The organism is Clostridium pabulibutyricum (genome assembly GCF_058242705.1).
This window is the reverse complement of sequence record NZ_JBZAYZ010000006.1, coordinates 1-22,550: the sequence shown is the minus strand read 5'-3', so window position 1 is coordinate 22,550 and position 22,550 is coordinate 1. Positions and strand designations below refer to the sequence as shown.

Below are 22,550 nucleotides of genomic sequence, written 5' to 3'. Positions count from 1 at the left end.
CTAAGATGAGAGGGAGTAAATATTATGGCTATTCAATCACCTAAGGGCACAAAAGATGTTTTGCCTGATGAAGTATATAAATGGCAGTATTTGGAGAACAGATTCAGAAATATAGCATCTGCCTATGGATATAGAGAGATAAGAACGCCTGCATTTGAACATACAGAGTTGTTTCAAAGAGGAGTGGGAAGTACAACTGATGTAGTTCAGAAAGAAATGTATACATTTGACGACAGGGCAGGCAGAAGTATAACTTTGAAACCAGAGGGCACTTCACCAGCTGTAAGGGCTTTTGTACAGGGAGGTCTGTCTAATGAGGCACAACCTACAAAAATGTTCTATTTTACTCCTGCATTCAGGTATGAAAATGTACAAAATGGCAGACTTAGGGAGCATCATCAGTTTGGCATTGAGGCATTTGGATCGGAAGGACCTTCCATAGATGCTGAAGTTATAAGTATAGCCATGATGGCATATAAAAAACTTGGGATAAAAGATATCGAACTCAATATAAACAGTATAGGATGTGCAAAGTGCAGAAAAAAATATAATGAGGCCCTAAAGGAATATCTTTCAAAACACTATGATGATTTGTGTGATACGTGTAAAACAAGGTTCGAGAAAAATCCTATGAGAATATTGGATTGCAAAATAGATGGCAAGAAAGATATAGTGAAAAATGCTCCGAAAATACTCGACTATATATGTGATGAGTGCAGTGAACATTTTAAAAAGCTTCAAAAATATCTAAGGGCACTTGAAATAGATTTCAAGATTAATCCATTTATTGTAAGAGGACTTGATTATTATACAAAAACTGTATTTGAGATAATAAACAATGATCTTACAATATGTGCAGGAGGAAGATATGATTATCTGATAGGTGAAGTTGGTGGACCTGAACTTCCTGCCATGGGGTTTGGAATGGGAATTGAGAGAACAATACTCACACTTGAGAAAAATGGTATAGACATACCTAAAAAACCTTATATAGACTTGTACATAGGTGCAATTGGCGATACTGCAAAATTAAAATCACTGAAGCTTGCAAATGATTTAAGAGAAAGTGGAATCAGATGTGAATGTGATCATATGAATAGAAAAGTAAAAGCGGAGATGAAGTATGCAAATAAAATAAATGCAAGATATACGGTCATAATCGGCGAAGATGAACTTCAGTCCGGTGCCGCAAGTTTTAAAAATATGGATACCGGAGACAAGAGTGAGTTAAAGCTTGACAATTTTGATGAGATAATAAAACTAATAAAATAATTACGCTATAAGGTGTATAACGGGAGTTGAAAGTAATGGGAGAATCTTTGAATGGACTAAAAAGAACTTCTATGTGTGGTGTTTTGAGAGAAGAGAACATAGGACAGAAGTTTACCGTGATGGGATGGGTACAGAGAAAAAGAAACCTCGGAGGACTTATATTTGTAGATTTAAGAGATAGGACAGGTATAGTTCAGGCAGTATTTGGGGAAAGGATAGATCATGAAGCCTTTTTAAAGGCAGATACACTTAAATCCGAATATTGTGTTGCAATTCAGGGAACACTTGTAAAGAGGGAATCAGTAAACAGTGGAATTCCTACAGGTATGGTTGAACTTGAGGGAGAAGATATTAAAATATTTTCAGAATCCCAAACTCCACCTATATATATAAAAGAAGATTTGGATGCTGCAGAAAATATACGACTTAAATACAGGTATCTTGATCTTAGAAGGCCTGATATGCAGAAAATATTTATGGTTAGAAATAAAACTGCACAGGTGATAAGAAATTTCATGAATGATAATGGATTTCTTGATGTAGAAACACCTGTTCTGGCAAGAAGCACACCGGAAGGTGCAAGGGATTACCTTGTACCAAGCAGAAATTATCCTGGGAAATTTTATGCACTTCCACAGTCACCGCAGCTTTTCAAACAGTTGCTGATGGTTTCAGGTTTCGACAGGTATTTCCAGATAGCCAAATGTTTTAGAGATGAGGACTTGAGGGCTAACAGACAGCCTGAATTCACTCAGGTAGATATGGAAATGTCATTCATTGAGGAAGATGACATAATGGGTTTGAACGAAGAACTTGTTAAAAAGGTATTCAGGGAAGTTGCAGGAGTTGATGTAAAGCTTCCAATTCAGAGAATGCCATACAAAACAGCTATGGAGAAATATGGAAGCGATAAACCTGATTTGAGATTTGGAATGGAAATCAATGATATAACAGATGAGGTTTCAGGAATGGATTTTGTTGTGTTTAAAAATGCGATTGAATCGGGTGGCTCTGTAAGGGCTATTAAAGTGAAAGATTGTGCATCTATGGGAAGAAAACAAATTGACAAACTTGTTGAATTTGTAAAAGATTATGGTTCCAAGGGACTTGTTTGGATAGCTGACAAAGAAGAAGGAGTCAAATCTTCAATAAATAAATTTCTTACAGATGATTTTAAAGAAGCAATATTTTCAAAACTTCAGGTTGAAAAAGGAGATCTTGTTCTCATAGCTGCGGGAAAGAATAAGACGGTACTTCAAAGTCTTGGAGCACTTAGGGTACATATGGCCAAGAAAACTGGAATACTCGAAAAGAATAATGACTTTAAATTTGTGTGGATAACTGAATTCCCGCTTCTTTCATACAATGAAGAAGAAAATAGATATGAGGCTGAACATCATCCATTTACAATGCCGATGGATGAAGATATACAGTATCTTGACAGTGATCCGGGAAGAGTAAGGGCTAAGGCCTATGATATAGTTTTAAATGGTGAAGAACTTGGAGGAGGAAGTATAAGAATACATGATACCAAACTCCAGGAGAAGATGTTTGATGTAATAGGGATAAGTCACGAAAAGGCGCTCGAGAAATTTGATTATCTTCTTGAGGCATTCAAGTATGGTCCACCACCACATGGCGGACTCGCATATGGATTTGATAGAATGGTAATGTTCCTTGCAGGAACTGAAAATATAAAGGACGTTATTGCATTCCCTAAAAACCAAAATGCATTTTGCCCTCTTACCCAGGCACCTAATTCAGTTGATGAATCACAATTAAATGAGCTTGATATATCTATAACCAGAAAAAAACAATAAAAATGTAGTATAATTAACACAATCTTATGTTTATAATTCCTGCTGTGTACGGGGACATGAATTTATATTGACCGAACATATTAGAAAAGGGAGATTAACTCTCTTTGTGAAATGATACCCGAATGATTCGGGGACAGGAAGCAAAGAGGCCGCTCCCACCTGCTTTGGGGCGGGTTCAATGATTTGTGTTCGCGGCATGGCGGGTTTTATTTTTACGTCTAAATATTTGAAGGAGATGATTAAATGGGTTATGCATATATTGTGCTGGCAGCTGTAATATTTAGTACAATGGAAATTACAGGTAAATTAGCAGTAGGCTTGAACCCAATTCAGCTTAATTTTCTCAGGTTTGTCATAGGTGGACTTGTTTTGATTCCGCCAACAGTCAAAGCTTTGAAAGCAAAAGGTGTAAAATTAAAGAGAAATGATATGTATTATTTTTTATTGACTGGATTTTTGTGTGTAGTGGTAAGCATGTCGTTTTTTCAGCTTGCAGTTGCATATACAAAAGCATCTACAGTTGCAATAATATTTAGTACAAACCCTATTTTTACTATACTTTTTGCATATTTTATGTTGAATGAAAGATTAAATAGAGGTACTGTTATATCAATAATTCTAAGTCTTGTAGGAATAGCTTTCATACTGGATCCTTTTTCAACCTCCGCTGATATGAAAGGAATAGTTCTATCAATACTCGCTGCAATTACATTTTCGCTTTATAGTGTAGTTGGAAAAATGAGATCTTCTAAATATGGAAGTATAGCCTTGAATTGTATAACATTTTTAGTAGGAAGTTTTATTATGCTTGTAATTATATTGATAAGTAAACTTTCCGCAATTAGAAGCATGATAAATCCTAATGGTGGTCTTAAATATTTTTCAAATATACCAATTTTCAGCAGTATAGATTCTCAAAATATATTTCCACTTATCTTTCTTGGAATAGTAGTAACTGGACTTGGATATATGTTCTATTTTCTTGCGATGGACGAGACCTCTGCAACAACAGCATCGGTAGTTTTCTTTATTAAACCTGCTCTTGCGCCTATTCTTGCACTTATAGTTTTGAGTGAAAAAATACCTATTAACACAGTGGCAGGTATAGTGGTTATTTTGATAGGCTCATATTTTTCACTTACAGCAAAGAAAAAGGTATATAAAGAGAATGTTGAAAAAGTATAAATTTATTAACTTGAGCTGACTCTTTTGTGAGTCAGCCTGTTTTTTTGTTCAAGTTATAATTTGCAACTCAAATCTTTTATGGATGATTCGATTTCTGGTATTGAAAGTCCACCTTTTTCAAGTGTACTTGAATCTATTTCAAGGAGGGCTTTGTAAAAATCAAGTGAGTTTTTTACAAGCCGTTTTTCATAATTGCTATTTTCAAGTATGTAATATGTCATATCGTCTGCCTTCGAGTAATCACCTTGATTTAAATAATAGTCTCTTATTCGTATTTCAAGTTTTTCTGGTAATTCATATTGTATCAGGTTTTCCGTCAATGGCTTTATATCTTTTAGATATACTTTTAAAGTAGAGCTCTCACGTATATTCTGGAAAGCTTCAAGAAATATATATAGTGATTTTTGGTTTATATAAAAAGATTCATTGACTTTATCCTGTTTTTCCAGAACAAACCCTGTTTCCTCCAAAAGTTTTGCCATCATTATACATTTGTCAGCATTTGAGTTACCGTTTATTTTTGCCATATCTATAAGGTTTTCTGTACTAAAGGAACTAAAAAATTTTTTACCGAGTCTAAATATGTCTTTGAAGGCATTGTCTATTATAGTCATTTCGTTTTGGTAGTTTCCCTCTGACTTTTCTTTTTCTATTTCTTTAATATAATTGTTGAATTTTTTTATCAGTTCATTTGAAAGACTTTGCTTGAGCATTTCATATATCAGTCCTTTCTGTTTTCTTATCTATTTATTATACAATAAAATTTTCTTATCCAATAGGAACTAATTTGTATATTTTTAATTAAGTAAATACAGAATATAAATATACGTTGAATATAACTTCTAAATGTGGTAGTATAATTATTATACCACATAGTTTTAAAAACTATGTGGTGAGTTTTGAGTAATATGATTTGAGGAAGTGATTTTTTGGAGGGAAATTTAAAGTTTTATACAAAGGGAGAAGAAATTGCAAATGCAGTGACACATGGTATAGGAGCAGGACTTTCAGTTGCAGCTCTTGTACTTCTGATTGTGTTTGCAGAGAACAGGGGAGACAAGTGGTACGTACTTAGTTATACAATTTACGGGGTGTCACTTTTATTGCTTTATCTTGGCTCAACATTATATCATAGTATAGCTAATGTTAAGGCAAAAAAGTTGTTTAGAATATTTGACCATGCTTCCATATATATTCTTATAGCAGGCACATATACACCTTTTACACTGACAGTGCTCAGACCAACTGTAGGATGGATCATATTTTCTATTGTATGGATACTTGCTGTGGCAGGTATAATAATGAAGGTTCTTTTTATAGGAAAATTTAATGTGTTGTCAACTATTATATACATTGGAATGGGATGGATAATAATATTTGCCATGAAATACCTTATGGCATTGCTACCGGTCAACGGCATAATTTTATTGTTTGCTGGAGGAATAATATATACGGCGGGGGCGGTTTTGTATCTTTTTGACAAGGTACCCTACAATCATGCTGTATGGCATGTATTTGTAATGGGGGGAAGTCTATGCCACTTTTTTTGTATACTTCTTTATCTACTGCCAAATAAATAAACTTCCTGTAATTTTATATATAAAAGGTGCTGGAGAGTCAGCGCCTTTTTAATGTGTTGTTAAAAGGTTTAAAATAGTATATACTAGTGTATATACACTAGTATAAATATTATTTTTTAGAGGTGCAATTATGGACAAATTGTCTTTAATAAAAGAAATAAATAGACTAAAAGTAGAAAGGGATGCCTGTATACTTGCTCATAACTATCAACGTCCTGAAGTTCAGGATATAGCTGATATAGTTGGTGATTCTTTTGCTCTTAGCCGTGCAGCTGTTAGTTTGAAAAACAAGGTTATAGTATTTTGCGGCGTTAAATTCATGGCAGAAAGTGCAAAAATACTGTCTCCAGAGAAAATTGTTCTTCTACCTGCAAAGTATGCAGGCTGTCCTCTTGCAGATTCAATTAATGAAGAACAACTTAAAAGAGAAAAGAAAAAGCATCCCCAGGCGAAAGTGGTGTGCTATATAAATTCATCTGCGAAGGTGAAGGCATTGAGTGATGTTTGCTGTACATCTTCAAATGCTGTAAATGTACTTAAAAATATTGATTCGGAGGAAGTTATTTTTATTCCGGATCAAAACCTTGCATCTTATGCAGCTGAAAAAGTTGATGGAAAAAAAATAATATCCTGGCCAGGGAATTGTATAACCCATGCAAGAGTAACGGAGGGAGACGTGATATCTGCAAAACAGGAACATCCTTCTGCTGAAATTTTGGTTCATCCTGAAGTTCCGGAAGAAATACGTTCCAATGCAGATTTTGTTGGAAGTACGTCACAAATAATTGAATATGCAGCGAAGTCAAGCTGTAATGACTTTATAATAGGAACAGAGATTGGTGTACTTCATAAAATGAAGAAAGATAATCCTGAAAAGAATTTCTATCTTCTAAGTGAAAGACTTGTATGTCAAAATATGAAAATGACAACTCTTGAGGATGTTTATAATTCGCTTTTAAATATGGTAAATGAAATTGCAGTCCCTGAAAAAATACGGTTGGAATCTCTTGATTCATTGAATAAAATGCTTTCAATTGTATAGATATTTACAAATAAATTAGGGGGTGAGTAAATTGAAAAGATATCTGGTAGGTTACAATAGTGAATTTTCAATAAACAACAGCTACGATGTTGTTATAGTGGGGGCAGGAATTGCAGGACTTTATACTGCGCTTATGCTTCCACGTTCTCTTAAAATTGGAATACTGAGCAAAAAAGAAATTGAGAATTCTGACTCGTATCTGGCACAGGGAGGAATTGCTGCAAGTATAAATGAAGATAATAGAGCGTCACATATAGAGGATACTTTGAATGCCGGATGTTATGTAAACAATGTTCAAGCGGTGGAGACACTTGTATACGAGTCGGAAGAGGCAATAAAAAGTTTGATGAAATTAGGTGTGGAGTTTGACAGAGATTCAAGTGGAAAGTTTCATAGGTCTTTAGAAGGAAACCATTCCTTCCCTAGAATACTTCATGTAAATGGAGATGCTACGGGTAAGGGAATAATGGAAGTTCTTATAAAACGTGTTGGAGAAGCCAAAAATATAAATGTAGTGACTGATGCTTATGCTATTGATATTATAGAGAATGATGAGGGACAGTGCAGTGGAGTGAGTGCATTGTGTGGTGAAAATTTTGTATATTTCAAATCTAGATATTGTGTCATGGCTTCAGGCGGCATAGGACAGATATATTCGAAGACTACGAACAGGACAGTACTTACAGGAGACGGAATAGCAATGGCTATAAGAGCTGGTGTAAAAATTGAGAATATGCAGTATGTGCAGTTCCATCCAACAGCATTTTGTTTTGGAGATTTGAAAAAGAGGATGTTTTTGATATCAGAGGCTGTAAGAGGTGAGGGTGCTGTTCTTAGAAATACTAACAAAAAAAGGTTTATGCAGGATTATGACAAAAGAATGGAGCTGGCGCCTAGGGATATAGTTGCCAGGGCAATTGAAAATGAAATTTGTAAATCTGAAGATGAATGCGTTTATCTGGATGCAACCATGTATGATGGAAAATTCCTGAAAAATAGATTCGCAACAATATATAAAAAGTGCAGGGAAAACAATATAAATATGGAAAAAGATTATATACCAGTGACCCCAGCAGAACATTATTTTATGGGTGGAATTAAAACTGATATTTTTGGAAAAACAAGTATGGACAGACTATATGCTGTAGGAGAATGTTCGTGTACCGGCGTGCATGGTGCAAACAGACTTGCTAGCAATTCACTTATGGAAGCATTGGTTTTTGGAGAGAGAACTGCTGTTTCTATATCAAATAAAGCAGAGGACTTAAAAGTTTCGAATGAAGGTCAGTTCCAGAAAAATAGTTTTAATAATATTACTTATGATGTGAATGAAAGCGTTGATTTTAATTGTATAAAAAGAAGAATAAAAGATACAATGGAGAAGAATGCTGGAATAATAAGAAGGGTCGACAAATTAAAATTTGCACTTGATGATCTTAAAAGCATAGAAAAATCACTTTCAAGAATAAAAAAAATCAGCTTGGAGTACATTGAAGCATACAATATGTGTTTGGTGTCTGATGGAGTTGTTTCATATGCTTTGGAGAGTAGAAAATCAGTAGGGAGCAACTATGTTGTTGAATATTCAAAAACTTCGAATTGATTTAAACTGGAGGCTGAAAAGTTGAATTATTTAGAAATTGATGATTTTATAAAAAGAGCCCTTAATGAAGATATAAATTATGGTGACATAACCACGGATACATTGTTCTCTGGAAGTCAAATTTCAAATGGAAAATTTATTTCAAAATCAGAGGGGATTGTTTCAGGAATAAAAGTAGCAGAGAGAGTATTTCACATTATTGATGAAAATGTTGCCTTTGAAGTGTTTACAAGAGATGGAAGTAGGGTTAAAGAAGGTGATGTAATTGCAGGTATACACGGACCTTCAAATTCAATTTTAAAAGGGGAAAGAGTTGCACTCAATATAGTTCAGAGAATGAGTGGAATTTCCACAAAAACTAATGAATTTGTAGAACTTGTAAAAGGATATGATGTGAAGATACTTGATACAAGAAAGACACTGCCCGGTTTTAGAATGCTTGACAAGTATGCTGTAACTTGTGGCGGTGGATTTAACCACAGGTTTGGACTTTCAGATTTTGTAATGATAAAAGATAATCATATAAAGGCGGTGGGTTCAATAGAAAAGGCTGTCTCAATGATAAAGGAAAAGCTCCCTTTTAGGGTGAAAATTGAAGTTGAAGTAGAGAATATTGAACAGCTTGAAGAGGCGGTTGCTTCAAATGTAGATATTATAATGCTTGATAATATGAGTTTGAATATGATGAAAAAAGCGGTTCAAATTGTAGGTGGACGCTGTTTACTCGAGGCTTCAGGAAATGTGACAGAGGAAAATGTGTCTGAAATTGCGTCATCGGGAATAAATTTTATATCCGTTGGAAGTCTTACACACTCTGTATGTGCCCTTGATATAAGCCTTAAATTCTAAATTAGGATATGCCTATGGAATATTTTTGGAGCTTCCATAGGCATATCCTTTTATTTATACATTGGATTTCAGTTTATTTTGAAGATATATACTGTTTTTATCAAGTATTGATGTTATGAAGAAGGTTAAAAGACAAACAATCCATTCCATAAATATTACATGGGGAAATATTCTAAATGCAGGCACAAGTTCCCATATGAAAATAACAGCTATTCCTGCAAGAGTTGTGAAAAATGCAGAACTTTTTTTACAAAGTCCAGGAGCAAATATAGTAAATAGAAATACAATGGTAAATGCTGTTGAAAGACTTAGCCCTATGGATATTGTTTTTAATATTCCTGACATTGAAAGTGCCATTATAAAAGTCAGTATACCTATTACTACTACAAATAATTTTGTCATTTTAACTAGAGTATGGTTGTTTATTTTAGGATTGACAAACTTCTTGTAAATATCATTTGTAAACATTGTTGAGGCTCCAAGCAGCAAATTGCAGGCAGTGGATACATCGGCAGCCCACAGAGCAGCGAGGGTTATTCCGGCTGCAACAGGATTTAGGGACAGTATCATTCTTGGAAGTGCCATTGTGCCACTCATGTTTGGAAAAGCTGTTTTTGCAGACATTCCTATTAAGGCACATAAAAAACCTATAGGCATCATGAGAAGTCCTCCAATTATAAAGCTTTTTTTTGCAACTTTCGGATTTTTAGCTGCAAAGGTAAGTTGAACAGGACCCTGCATGGACATTACCTGCGTTGTCATTACGAGAAACCAGCCTACTATAACCCACAGACCTACTCCCTTTACAGGACTGAAATATGGAATACCTTGGGGAAGATCCATTTTTATATTGTGTATTCCACCTCTTGAAAATACTGCAAGGAGAGTACAAATTATTATACCTGCATATTTCAACGGCACATTAAAGAGGTTGCAAAGCCCGGCAGACCACATGCCACCTATAAAGGTTATTCCAACAAATACGCAGGCACTTACTACCATACCGGTTTTCAAGGTAAACACATCTGGGAGGAGTGAGGATAAAATGGCACCTCCTGCTATATATTGCAGGGATACAATTACTATGAGTATTATTATCTGGCATATTACACATATAAGCCTTCCTTTTTCATCATAGAATTTTCCAAATAGCTCAGGTACGGTGGATACATTGAACTCCCTGTATTTTGCAGCCAAAGCAAGGCCCATCACAATTGCGCCAAATCCCCAGGCTACATTATACCAACCGGCTGAAAGTCCAACGTCATATGCCTGTTCGGCAACCCCTATTGTAGATGCACCGCCTATTGCAAGCCCTATTAGTGAACATGTCACGAGAGGTGTTGTAAGTTCTCTTCCAGCTAGAGTGTAACTTTCGCCACTTTTCATGGACTTTTTTCTTGCGAAAAAGCTTATTATAAAAAGCATAGATATATAGACAACAATTATTATTAAAGATATATTCATATTATAAATCCTCCAAAGATATTTTTTTGCTGTACAGTACTGATGCAATAAAAAGTACAAAAAAACGCCCCTTCTCAAGGGACGAAATGGTCGTGGTACCACCCTAGTTGAACAATAAATTTGAAAATAAAAAAAGCACCACATTAAAGGGACGAATAACTTCGCGGTACCACCCTACTTCGAACACAAATCTACTGTTCTTCTCTTACTTTTTAACGTTAGTTAAACGGCTCGGCCTAGTTTAAAAATGTTCAGCCTGCGGTTCGGGAATGTATTTCATAATGAAATATAGCTATATTTCACTGCCAATATCCATAAAATACAAGGATATATATGGCAAAGCATATAAAACAGTTTACACCAACCACTGCATCTCTTTGCAACATGCTTAATTACTTGTTTCCTTCATAACCTTTTGTATGTTGAGTATTATAATTTAAAAAAATTGTGAAATCAATCGATGTATTTGACGGTTTTTTTAAATTAAATCTGTTTTCCTAGTGATATATGCATATTGCTTGGAATTATAATTTATTTTGTATATGATATAATTAAGTAATTATGATGGTTACATATTTATTTTGGTAGGTGGTTTAGTTTGGAGATTTCATTTCTTGGTGGAGCAAGGGAAGTAGGGGGCAGCTGTATATTTGTAGAAATTAGTGGTAAGAGGATACTTCTTGATTGTGGCATAAGACAGACTTCCTCGAAAGATCCTATTCCAGATTTTAGAAGCATTCAAGAAAAAGGAGGGGTAGATGCAATAATTGTCAGTCATGCCCATATGGATCATATAGGATGTCTTCCTATAATCAGCAAGGAATATCCTAAAGCAAGGATATATTCAAATGTGATGACGAAAGATATTATGAGAGTTCTTTTATATGACAGCCTGAAGATAATGAAAAATAGAGAGGAGGAAATCCCTCTTTATGCGGAAAATGATGTAATAGCAATGCTTAACAGGGTATTCCCTATAAATTATATGGTTGAGTATCCATTGTTTGATAATATAAAAATATGTTTTTATGGAGCCGGGCATATAGGAGGAGCTTCCTGTATATACATAAAATCAGATGAGGGATCTATATTTTACTCAGGCGATTTTTCAATATTTTCGCAAAAGACTGTCGAGGGTCTTAAAGTTCCAAAACTGCGTCCTGATGTTGGAATTTTTGAAACTACTTATGGAGACAGACTTCATTCAAACAGGGAAGTTGAGGAGGAGAGGCTCATCTCCATGGTGAATGAATGTGTTTTGGTGGGAGGAAAAATGCTAATACCTGCTTTTGCACTAGGCAGGGCACAGGAGATAATATTAATAATAAAAAGAGCAATCAACAAGGGTAATATAAAAGGTGTAAAGGTATATGTAGATGGAATGATTCGTGATGTAAATAGAGTTTATAAATTAAATCCGCTGTATCTTAAAAACTCACTTGCAAAAAAAATACTCAGAGGTATTGAGCCCTTTTATGATGAAAATATAATTCCAGTTAAAGATAGAGAGATGAGAAAAAGTATAATTGAAAGCGGGGAAAGTTGCGTAATAATTTCAAGCTCAGGAATGCTTACAGGAGGGTTTAGTCAGTGTTATGCAGAAAAACTTGCTCCTCTTGAAAATTCGTATATTGTAATAACGGGATATCAGGATGAGGAGTCTCCAGGAAGAAAACTTCTTCAACTTCTTGATGAAAATGACAGACAGCTTGAATTGAATGGAAGATACATACCTGTCAGATGCAAGGTTCATAATGTCGGACTTTCAGCACATAGTGACAAAGCGGAAATAAAATCACTTATAGAACTGCTTTCTCCAAGAAATATATTTATGGTACATGGAAATGAAAGCGTAATTGAGAAATTTTCTTTGGAGATATCGCGTGAAGCAAGAGCACGGGTTTATTCACCTAGATGTGGTGAAAGCTACAGCTTGAATATATATAAACCGAGAAAACAAATTAAAAAAAAGCTTGAGCATACAATGCAAGATGGCGGAAGCATAAAAGATATTGATTTAAAAAGACTTTGGAGTTTTATTATTCGAAATTATGGTGAAAGATTTTTTACTGTAGAGGAAATTGCTTTTTTGTGGACTGGAGATCAGTTGTTTATGGAGAGTAGTGATAAATTTGATTATGCAGAGCACGATTCTTTTTTTAATGATATACATGAGCTTCAGGTAAAACTTGTTGAATCGGTGTATTTTGAAAGCAATTCAAGAAGACTTTTTCTTTTTAAGCCCAGAGATATATACGATGTCAATGAATTGTTAAAACCGAGAGAACTTAAGCCAAATGAAATCAAAGAACTTGTTGACAAGTATTTTTCAGCATTTAAATTTAAAAAAGCAGGTTTCATGTATGATAGAAAGACAGTGGTACTCAGTTTTAATTTTCCTTTAGCTGTAGATCATAAAATATACAAAACAATTGATGATTTTGAAAAGGCTATAAAATGGAAAGTAGAAATTTCGAGTTCGACAAATACAAATGAAATTTCAAAAATTATAGTGGAATTTTTAAATGATGAAAATATAAAAAAGATATCCTTTAAGCTTGATATGAATATTGTAGAGGTTTTGTTAAGGGGTGAAGTTCATGTGGATAATAGTGTAAAGAGTCGTTTTTATGAACTTACGGGACTTGAGCTTTCAGTTAAATTTGCATGCAATATTCAAGAAGACAGTTCTTTCAAATCAGTTTCTGATGACAACAGAAATTTGAAGATGGAACAAAACATGGCGCTTAGTATTATAGATCAAAAATTTGAAACGAAGAAATTCAAACCATATAAAAAAAGTATAAAGTCGTGCCAGAATGGGAAATATATAGAACTTGCCTTTATTACAAATATAATAGGCAAAAAATGTCAAAATGAAGTAGATGAACTTCGAAATATAACGGGGTGGAATATACAAATATCAGAGAGTGCAAATCAAAACAGCATAATAAGCATATTAAACAGCATATGCAATTTGCAAAAGGCAGGTCTTGTACGAAACCCGTCTTTTAACAGACAAAATCTTACAGCATCCATAAAATTCAATGAGCCTCAAACAGATGAAAAAATCGAATATATAAAAAGAGAATTTAAGGAAAAAACGGGATGTAGTCTTATAGTCATTATATGAATAAAAAAATAAATTTTTGGTGAATACTATTTCAATAAATAATACAATTTTTATGCTTATAGTATTAATATATGTATATTATATATATCATAATGATGTATATAATATACATATATTGTATATTATCAAGTTTAATCGTATAAATTATGTAAACTATATAAATTTTGTAGTTGAATTTTCCTTATAAACCTTAAAAATAGCCGGGTTGAATATAATATGAAATTTTTGTACAATGTAATAGGTATATCATTTGTAGAATTACATAAAAGGGTTTACTAGTACAAAAGATATAAGGTAAATTTTTAAATAAAATGAGGAGTGAAGAGTATATGAAAGACATAGAAAACTTGGTAGTTAATAACATAAGAATACTTTCAGCTGAGATGGTTGAAAAAGCAAATTCAGGGCATCCAGGATTCCCTATGGGAGCGGCTCCAGAAGCTTATGCAATTTGGGGAAGAAATATGAAACACAATCCTAAAAATCCAAAATGGATAGGAAGAGACAGGTTTGTACTGTCGGCAGGACATGCGTCGGCAATGCTTTATTCACTTCTGCATCTTTTCAATTACGGACTTTCCATTGATGATTTAAAAGGTTTTCGTCAGTGGAACAGCAAGACTCCCGGACATCCGGAATATGGCCACACAGTTGGAGTTGAAACAACTACAGGTCCTCTTGGACAGGGTGTTGGAAACGCAGTTGGAATGGCTGTAGCAGAACAATTTATGGCTTCAAAATTTAATAAACCAGGATTTAACATAATAGATAATTATACTTATGTTTTAACAGGTGATGGTTGTCTTATGGAAGGTGTAGCACTGGAAGCAATATCGCTTGCAGGTCAACTTGGATTAGGAAAGCTTATACTTGTTTATGACTGCAATAACATAACTATAGAGGGAAGCACGGATATAGCATTTACTGAAGATGTGGCCAAGAAATTTGAAGCATGCGGCTGGCAGGCTTTGGAAGTTGAAGAGGGAACTAGTCTTGAAAAGATAGATGATGCTATAAAGAAGGCAAAGGATGAAAAAGATAAGCCTAGTGTTGTTATAGTAAAAACTCAAATAGGTTATGGTTGTCCAGAAAAACAGGGAAAGGCGTCGGCACACGGTTCACCTCTTGGAGAAGAGAATTTGAAAGCTGCTAAGAAATTCCTTGGATGGGATTATGAGGAGAATTTCTATGTACCTGATGAAGTTAAAAAATACATGGATACTAAGGTTCAGGAGCTTGAAGGAGAAGAAAAGCAGTGGAACAAGTTGAAAGCAGAATATGACGAAAAGTATCCTGAATTGTCAAAAGAACTTGATTCATGGGTAAGCGGAAAAATATCAGTGGATCTTGACAAATGCGAAGATATATGGAAATTTGATGGTCCTATGGCAACAAGAGCCGCTTCAGGAAAGATAATAAACAAACTTGATAAGTTGGTTCCAAATTTGATTGGAGGATCGGCAGACCTTGCACCATCGAATAAAACTCACATGGATGGTGAAGGAGATTTTTCAAGAAACGATAGATCAGGAAGAAATCTTCACTTTGGAATAAGGGAACATGCAATGGCTTCTATTGGAAACGGAATTATGCTTTATGGTGGAGTAAAAGTATTCGTTGCAACTTTCTTTGTATTTACAGATTATATGAAAGGGGCAATGAGGTTATCCGCACTTATGAAGCTGCCTGTTATATATGTTCTCACACATGATAGCATAGGTGTTGGCGAAGACGGACCTACCCACGAACCTGTTGAACAGCTTGCATCACTTAGAAGCATACCTAACATGACTGTTTTAAGGCCGGCAGATGCAAAAGAGACTGCTGCAGCATGGGATTATGCACTTACAAAAGCAGATGGACCTACATGCCTCGTACTTACAAGACAGAACCTTCCACTTTACAAGGAGACTGGAATTAAAGCACTTAAAGGTGCATATGTTCTGAAAGATTCCAAGAAGGATTTGCCTGACATGATTCTGATGGCTACAGGTTCTGAGGTTGAGCTTATTTATAAAGCTTCTGAAGAACTTGAAAAGAAGGGTATAGACGCACGTGTAGTAAGCATGCCTTCTTTTGAAATATTTGAGAGACAGGATGAAGAATACAAAGAGAGTGTAATTCCAAGCAAAGTAAGGAAGAGACTCGCAGTTGAAGCTGGAACATCCTTTGGATGGCATAAGTATGTTGGACTTGATGGAGATGTTGTATCAATAGATCATTTTGGAGCATCTGCACCAGCTGGCACATTATTTGAGAACTTTGGATTCACAGTTCAAAATGTAATTGACAAAGCACTTAAAGTTTTAAAATAGTTTTGGTAATTTGTTTCAGAAGTAACCATAAGTGATTTTTGCTTATGGTTACTTGTGCTATAATAGTAACTATAGTTATTACAAAACAGGTACAGTCTACAGAATATTTTCTGTATATGGATCCTTAGAAAAAAGGGAGATGTTTAAGTTTGATTAATTTCCATTATTCAATTCCGACTGAAGTTTTTTTTGGAGAGGGACAAATAAGTGCTCTGGGGAGAAATGTAAAAAGGTACGGTTCAAAGGTTCTGGTTGTGTATGGTGGAGGAAGCATCAAAAAAAATGGAATATATGATACTGCGATTAAGCTTCTAAAAGAAAATAAAATAAAATTTTGGGAGCTTTCTGGCGTTGATCCGAATCCAAGAATATCAACAGTAAGAGAAGGTATTGAGATATGCAGACAAAATAGAATAGATTTTATACTGGCAATTGGAGGCGGCAGTGTAATTGATTGTTCAAAGGTTATAGCTGCAGGATTTTATTATGGTGGAGACCCGTGGGATATTGTGATGGATTCTTCAAAGATAAAGAAAGCACTTCCTATAGCAAGTATTCTTACTTTGGCTGCCACTGGATCGGAGATGGATGTAATTGCTGTTATAACAAATGAAGAGACAAAGCAAAAGATTGGAACAAGAGGAGCTTGTCTTGCACCTAAATTTTCCATATTGGATCCTACTTATACTTTTACTGTAAGTAAGAGACAGACTGCGTCTGGAACAGCGGACATAATGAGCCATGTTATGGAAATATATTTCAATAATACCAAAGGGGCATATGTTCAGAGCAGGATGGCGGAGGCTTTTCTGAAAACCTGCATAAAATATGGGCCTATAGCACTTGAAAAGCCTGATGATTATGAAGCAAGAGCCAATTTAATGTGGACAGGAAGTCTTGCTATAAATGGACTCATTACTTATGGAAAAGTAAATGGATGGAGCGTACACCCTATTGAACATGAACTTAGTGCATTTTATGATATCACTCATGGCGTTGGTCTTGCAATTTTGACTCCTTTCTGGATGCAGTATGTATTGGATGATAATACGGTAGACAGTTTTGCTGAATATGGAATTAATGTTTGGAATATTGATACAAGCAGTGACAAACTTGAGATAGCACAAGAGGCAATACGAAAAACAAGAGAATTTTTTAACAGCCTAGGATTACCTGAAAGACTTAGAGATTTGAACATAGATGATGAAAATTTTGAAAAAATGGCTGAGGATGCCACAAGAAATGGTGAAATTGGTGAATTTAGACCACTTTCAAAAGAAGATGTAGTAAATATATATAAGTCTGCATTATAGATCAGATTCCCTCACTTTTCTTTTTATAAAGTGAGGGTTTATTATTTTGCATTTATAGCTATAATAATTATTAAGAAAGTTATAAATTAAGAAAGGTGTAATTTTGTATGATAATTACGTGTGATAGATTACTTGAGAAGTACAGAAAGAAAAAAATTGATAAGATTCCTAAGAGAGTTAATTTTGTGGGTATATTCAGCAAAGATGTTTATAATATAACTTCACCATTTATAAATAGTGGAAAAACGGTACTGGCAGGAAGAGTAGAGTCAAAATTTGGCAATGATTCCATGGTGTCATTTTTTGAAAAGTATGAAGATGTATGGTGTCACGTACTTGAATCACCGGTTATGAATCTTGAAGATCCTTTTTTTACAAGAATTGGGAATGAACTTGTGGTTGGGGGAGTTGAGGTATTTAAAGATATAAATAATCCGTATAATCTCATATGGAGAACTATAATATATAAAGGCAGGGACATTTTTCATCTTAAGCTTTTTTTTGTAGGTCCTGATGGAATGAAAGATCTTAGAATAACTGAACTCAAGGATGGTAGTATAGGAGTATTGACTCGTCCTCAGGGGGCAAAAGGTGGAAGAGGCAAAATAGGATTTATAAAAATCAACAGATTAAATGATCTTAGCATAGGAGTTATTCAGGATGCACCAATTTTAAATGATTTTTTCAATGATGAAGAATGGGGGGGAATAAACAGCATATATCCAATTGACAGGAATAATATAGGACTTCTCGGGCATATAGCTAAGATAGATGAAACAGGCATGAAGCATTATTATTCCATGGCATTTGTACTTGATATAAATTCGATGGAATACAAGGATGTTCAAATAATTGCGGAGAGAAGTGATTTTCTTCCGGGACCAAGCAAGGACAAAACATTGTACGATGTTGTTTTCAGCGGTGGATTGACTTTTAATGGTAAAAGAGCGACTTTGTATGCAGGTATAAGTGATATTGAAGCACAGACACTGGAGATAGATAATCCTTTTTACGACTATATGAATAATGATACAGGTCAATCTTTGGATTCATTTTAGTTTGATTTTTTATAAGGAGGAGCGATGAATATAAAAAGATGCAGGTTGAACCCGATTATAACTTGCCGTGATATTGTACCTTCGCATGAAAACTTTGAAGTTACAGGAGTTTTTAATCCGGGAGCAGTTGTGTATAACAACGAGATTGTTCTTGCAGCGAGAGTATCTGAAAAAGTCAAGAGCAGCGATCAAAACATTATAAATGTTCCAATTGCGAATGAAAAGGAAAATTCCATAGATGTAGCAAGTATAGATATTAGAGATAAGAGATATGACTTTACTGATCCAAGGGTGATAAAAAGACAGGAGAGTCATTCTGATTTTGAATATCTTACATCTATGTCGCATATAAGGATTGCAAAAAGCAGTGATGGAGTAAATTTTAAAATAGATGAAAATCCATCAATATTCCCTGGAGATAAATATGAAAGTTTTGGAATAGAAGATCCAAGAATAACAAGAATTGATCAGAGCTATTATATTACCTACAGTGCGGTATCAAAATACGGCATCGTTGTAAAACTTGTCAAAACACAGGATTTCAAAAGTTATAAAAGTTTAGGAAATATATTCAGTACGGAAAACAAGGATGTAGTTATATTTCCAGAGAGAATAAAAGAGAAATATTTTGCACTTACAAGGCCTGTTTCCAAAAGTACAGGCAAACCTGTCATATGGATATCGGAGTCTCAAAACTTGGCGGAATGGGGAAATCACAGGGTACTTGCATCAACAAGGGATAATATTTGGGATTCATGTAAAATAGGGGCGGGAGTTCCTCCCATAAAAACAAAAGAAGGTTGGCTTGAACTTTATCATGGAGTTGATGAATGTGGGAAGTATTCAATGGGAGCTCTTCTTCTTGACTTGAAAGATCCTGGAAAGGTTATAAAAAGAAGTTTGCTACCTATAATGGAACCTTGTGAGGAGTATGAAAAGAACGGTTTTTTTGAAAATGTCATATTTCCATGTGGTGCAGTGGAGTTCAATGAAAAATTATATATATATTATGGAGCAGGAGATAACTCAATAGCTCTTGCAATATCGAGTATAGATGATATTTTAAATTCAATATAAAGAAAGAACCACAGTACAGTTAAATTTTTTATACTGTGGTTCTTTCTTTATATTGATTACAGCGTAAAATAATAAGTAGTAAAATTATTGGTATATAAATTATAATGATGTTTACGGAGGAATTGCTATGAAGATAGGAGTTATTATGGGAGGGATATCATCTGAAAGGGAGATATCTTTAAGCTCTGGAAAAGAAATAATGAATATGTTTGATAAGAAGAGGTATACTGTAGTACCTATAGTTATAGATGAAAAGAAGGATATAATAACTAAAACGGGAGATATAGATTTTGCATTTCTCGCACTTCATGGAAGGTTTGGAGAGGATGGTACTGTTCAGTCTGTTCTTGAAAGCCTTGATATACCATATTCAGGGTGTGGACCGCTTACAAGTGCAATATGTATGGACAAGGATATGACAAAAAAGGTGTTGAAGAGCGGAGGAATAAATACTGCAAAGTGGATATGTGTAAAAAGTTCAGATGAAGTTGACTATGAGTATCTTGATAAAATAGGTTATCCTGTAGTTGTAAAGCCAAACTCTGGGGGTTCAAGTGTTGCGACCTGTATAGTAAAGAGTAAGGATAAAGTTAAAACAGCAGTAGATGAAGCTTTGAAGTATGATAAAGAAGTTATGATTGAAGAATATGTAAAAGGCGATGAAGTTACATGCTGTATGATAGATGGAAAAACAATGCCTCTTATTGCCATAAACCCCAATTCGGAATTTTTCGATTACAAAGCCAAGTATACTTCGGGAGGTTCAGATGAGATAGTGATACAGCTGGAGGAGAAACTTCAGAACGAAATTGAAAATATTTCACGCAGATGCTGGAAAGTTTTGAAATGCAGCGTTTATGCAAGGGTTGATTTGATTGTAAAAGATGGAGTACCCTATGTGCTTGAACTGAATACTATTTCAGGAATGACTGGAAACAGCCTTTTTCCAAAAAGTGCGAAGGCAGCGGGGATATCCTATACTGAACTTCTTGACAGGATAGTCAAATATTCATTGAAGGGTAAAAAGAATGTCAAGCATTTTTGAAAATGTCCCAAAAAGTTTTAATTATTAGCACCAGTTTTTTGCTGGTGCTTTATTGTTTTGATGCTATTAATTTAAGGTATGGCAAACAAACCTTAGAAACAATTAATTTTTAAAAAATAATTTCGTAAGTTTTTTATGCTATTTTTTCTTTTTGTCTATGAACTTGCTTATTACAGTAACGTTCAAATGAAGCCTGTTTCCATGGATGACTCATCGGTGGTATGTAGTGTTTCTTTGGAACTTTTGAAGTCTTTGCAAGATCAAAATTTTTTGATGAAGGAACATGCTCTGGAAGCAATTCAAGCACATAAACTTTTTCATTAACACAAAAGTATAGATCATTGTTAAATGCCTTTATTACTATACCGCAGGTACCTTTATGGTAATATACCGGGTGACCATTAGCATCTACTGGAAGATAATATCCTTTATTGTATTTTACACAACTCCCGTTGTCTATTTTCCTACTAGAAAGCACACCAAGAATTAAATTGATTTTTTCAATATCAGGTTGCGTTTCAAATACAGATTTGATATTATCAACAGGTAAAGCAAATCGAGCATTGAATTTTTTTATGTAGGAGTTTAAAAATTCATTTGCCTGCTCAATTGTGCTTATACCAGCTAAACGCAATTCGATAGGAAGTCGTGATTGCAGTGTGTGGAACATTCGTTCCACACGCCCCTTGGCTTGTGGAATACTGCTGGTTTTAATCTCAATTCCTAACTGCTTGCAGGCATAACCGAATTGAGTAAAAGTGTCCTCTTCGATAGAAGGGGATTTTTTTTGCTTATACTCAAAAACTGTACGCCTATCGGTGTAAAACATATAAGGAATACCGTAGGTTTTCAGTATTTGCTCAAGTACATGGTAATAGCCATTTAGCGTTTCTTGAGCATCGAAATAAGCACCTACAATAACACCTGTGGCATCGTCCACAGCTATATGGAGCTGACTTTTTTCTTCGCCAAACCAAGGATGAAGAGAAGCATCCATTTGAAGCATTTCGCCAAAATAAGCACATCTAGGACGCCTGGGATGGGCATCTTCTATATCAAGAATAGCACTTTGAATAATAGCAGCTTCTTTTTTTGATTTGGTGTCTTTTTGTAAATCTCTAAGCTTATCATGTAAAGCTTTCTTAGAAGAACGTTTTGCCTTAGGAGACAGGATGAATTCCCGCAAAAGGATGGAACGTACAGTCGTTGGTGAGACCTTTATTCCTTCAAATTCTTCTAACAGTTCAGAAAAATGTGTTAGATTTGAGCCTTCATATTTTGTTTTGTATAAATCAACGATGTCCTGTTTTACAGAGTTATCTATGGTATGAGCTGGCTTCTTTCCACGGTTGCCATGAATAAAAAAAGCCTTTCCTTTTTCCTTATATCCCTTAATCATTCTGTTTATATGTCTAACAGTGCAGCCTAACTCAATTGCAGCTCTCTGCTTGTTACCATTACTATCTATTAACTTCTTAATAACTTTATATTTTAATTCTTCATTCATTTTTAAATATACCTTTCTAATCATGTCCACCTCATTTCTTTGTCATGAGGTTTATTATATTATAAATTTGCTTTTTGGGACATAATCAACTTTGGTATACTAAGACATTATCATCTTTCGTTCATAAAAATGTTTAAAAAAATAAAATTCACTATTGACAATATATGTCCTCCAATATATAATATTAATTGTTGCGGTAATGATGTGGGTTGCGTGATTGAGGGCGCATAGCTCAGCTGGGAGAGCATCTGCCTTACAAGCAGAGGGTCACAGGTTCGAGCCCT

General features: G+C 34.6%; 16 protein-coding genes, 1 other RNA gene and 1 other annotated feature. Of the genes, 14 read left to right on the top strand and 3 right to left on the bottom strand.

All coding sequences use genetic code 11. The features are described 5' to 3' along the window. Positions 1-24: 24 nt before the first annotated feature. The 4 genes from hisS to AC4CVH_RS08140 all read left to right on the top strand — a co-directional run bounded on the left by hisS (position 25) and on the right by AC4CVH_RS08140 (position 4,277). Positions 25-1,272: a histidine--tRNA ligase gene (gene hisS / locus AC4CVH_RS08155; protein WP_490787261.1), complete on the top strand. Its 1,248-nt coding sequence runs from the start codon at positions 25-27 to the stop codon at positions 1,270-1,272. A 35-nt stretch (positions 1,273-1,307) separates the two neighbouring features. Beyond that, positions 1,308-3,092: an aspartate--tRNA ligase gene (aspS, locus tag AC4CVH_RS08150; protein ID WP_490787260.1), complete on the top strand. Its 1,785-nt coding sequence runs from the start codon at positions 1,308-1,310 to the stop codon at positions 3,090-3,092. Positions 3,093-3,125: 33 nt separating this feature from the next. Beyond that, a non-coding RNA gene (ssrS, locus tag AC4CVH_RS08145) (6S RNA) lies at positions 3,126-3,302 on the top strand. A gap of 33 nt (positions 3,303-3,335) precedes the next feature. Next, positions 3,336-4,277 carry a DMT family transporter gene (locus AC4CVH_RS08140; RefSeq protein WP_490787259.1) on the top strand — a complete coding sequence of 314 codons (942 nt, stop codon included), beginning with the start codon at positions 3,336-3,338 and terminating at the stop codon, positions 4,275-4,277. A 53-nt stretch (positions 4,278-4,330) separates the two neighbouring features. On the opposite strand, the gene AC4CVH_RS08135 is transcribed toward AC4CVH_RS08140, so the two are convergent. Next, positions 4,331-4,990 carry a DUF6483 family protein gene (locus AC4CVH_RS08135; protein ID WP_490787258.1) on the bottom strand — a complete coding sequence of 220 codons (660 nt, stop codon included), beginning with the start codon at positions 4,988-4,990 and terminating at the stop codon, positions 4,331-4,333. Between the two features lie 216 nt (positions 4,991-5,206). Between AC4CVH_RS08135 and trhA the strand changes: the two genes are divergently transcribed. The 4 genes from trhA (at position 5,207) to nadC (ending at position 9,351) form a co-directional block, all read left to right on the top strand. Beyond that, the gene (gene trhA / locus AC4CVH_RS08130) at positions 5,207-5,857 is read left to right on the top strand and encodes a PAQR family membrane homeostasis protein TrhA (RefSeq protein ID WP_490787257.1); all 651 of its coding nucleotides are present in this window, start codon (positions 5,207-5,209) and stop codon (positions 5,855-5,857) included. A gap of 130 nt (positions 5,858-5,987) precedes the next feature. Further along, complete coding sequence (nadA, locus tag AC4CVH_RS08125; protein ID WP_490787256.1) at positions 5,988-6,899, top strand: quinolinate synthase NadA; 912 nt, start codon at positions 5,988-5,990, stop codon at positions 6,897-6,899. A 31-nt stretch (positions 6,900-6,930) separates the two neighbouring features. Further along, complete coding sequence (gene nadB, locus AC4CVH_RS08120) at positions 6,931-8,502, top strand: L-aspartate oxidase (protein ID WP_490787255.1); 1,572 nt, start codon at positions 6,931-6,933, stop codon at positions 8,500-8,502. A gap of 21 nt (positions 8,503-8,523) precedes the next feature. Then, complete coding sequence (nadC, locus tag AC4CVH_RS08115; protein ID WP_490787254.1) at positions 8,524-9,351, top strand: carboxylating nicotinate-nucleotide diphosphorylase; 828 nt, start codon at positions 8,524-8,526, stop codon at positions 9,349-9,351. Between the two features lie 54 nt (positions 9,352-9,405). Here nadC and AC4CVH_RS08110 read toward each other — a convergent pair whose 3' ends face one another. Continuing rightward, entirely contained in the window at positions 9,406-10,818 is a 1,413-nt protein-coding gene (locus tag AC4CVH_RS08110) for a sodium:solute symporter family protein (protein ID WP_490787253.1), read from the bottom strand. A gap of 144 nt (positions 10,819-10,962) precedes the next feature. Further along, positions 10,963-11,236: a binding site (T-box leader), on the bottom strand. A gap of 180 nt (positions 11,237-11,416) precedes the next feature. Between AC4CVH_RS08110 and AC4CVH_RS08105 the strand changes: the two genes are divergently transcribed. The 6 genes from AC4CVH_RS08105 to AC4CVH_RS08080 all read left to right on the top strand — a co-directional run bounded on the left by AC4CVH_RS08105 (position 11,417) and on the right by AC4CVH_RS08080 (position 20,759). Next, positions 11,417-13,951, top strand: a complete 2,535-nt coding sequence (locus tag AC4CVH_RS08105; protein WP_490787252.1) for an MBL fold metallo-hydrolase — start codon at positions 11,417-11,419, stop codon at positions 13,949-13,951. A 329-nt stretch (positions 13,952-14,280) separates the two neighbouring features. Continuing rightward, positions 14,281-16,266, top strand: a complete 1,986-nt coding sequence (tkt, locus tag AC4CVH_RS08100; protein WP_490787251.1) for a transketolase — start codon at positions 14,281-14,283, stop codon at positions 16,264-16,266. A 149-nt stretch (positions 16,267-16,415) separates the two neighbouring features. Then, positions 16,416-17,579, top strand: a complete 1,164-nt coding sequence (locus tag AC4CVH_RS08095) for an iron-containing alcohol dehydrogenase (protein ID WP_490787250.1) — start codon at positions 16,416-16,418, stop codon at positions 17,577-17,579. 107 nt (positions 17,580-17,686) lie between these two features. Next, positions 17,687-18,637 (top strand): DUF1861 family protein, encoded by a 951-nt coding sequence (locus AC4CVH_RS08090; protein ID WP_490787249.1) that lies wholly within the window; start codon positions 17,687-17,689, stop codon positions 18,635-18,637. 24 nt (positions 18,638-18,661) lie between these two features. After that, a complete protein-coding gene (locus AC4CVH_RS08085) occupies positions 18,662-19,714 on the top strand; it encodes a glycoside hydrolase family 130 protein (protein WP_490787248.1) in 1,053 nt (350 codons plus the stop codon). Between the two features lie 127 nt (positions 19,715-19,841). Beyond that, positions 19,842-20,759 (top strand): D-alanine--D-alanine ligase, encoded by a 918-nt coding sequence (locus AC4CVH_RS08080; RefSeq protein WP_490787247.1) that lies wholly within the window; start codon positions 19,842-19,844, stop codon positions 20,757-20,759. Between the two features lie 133 nt (positions 20,760-20,892). On the opposite strand, the gene AC4CVH_RS08075 is transcribed toward AC4CVH_RS08080, so the two are convergent. Then, a complete protein-coding gene (locus tag AC4CVH_RS08075; RefSeq protein ID WP_490787384.1) occupies positions 20,893-22,266 on the bottom strand; it encodes an ISNCY family transposase in 1,374 nt (457 codons plus the stop codon). Positions 22,267-22,550 lie beyond the last annotated feature (284 nt).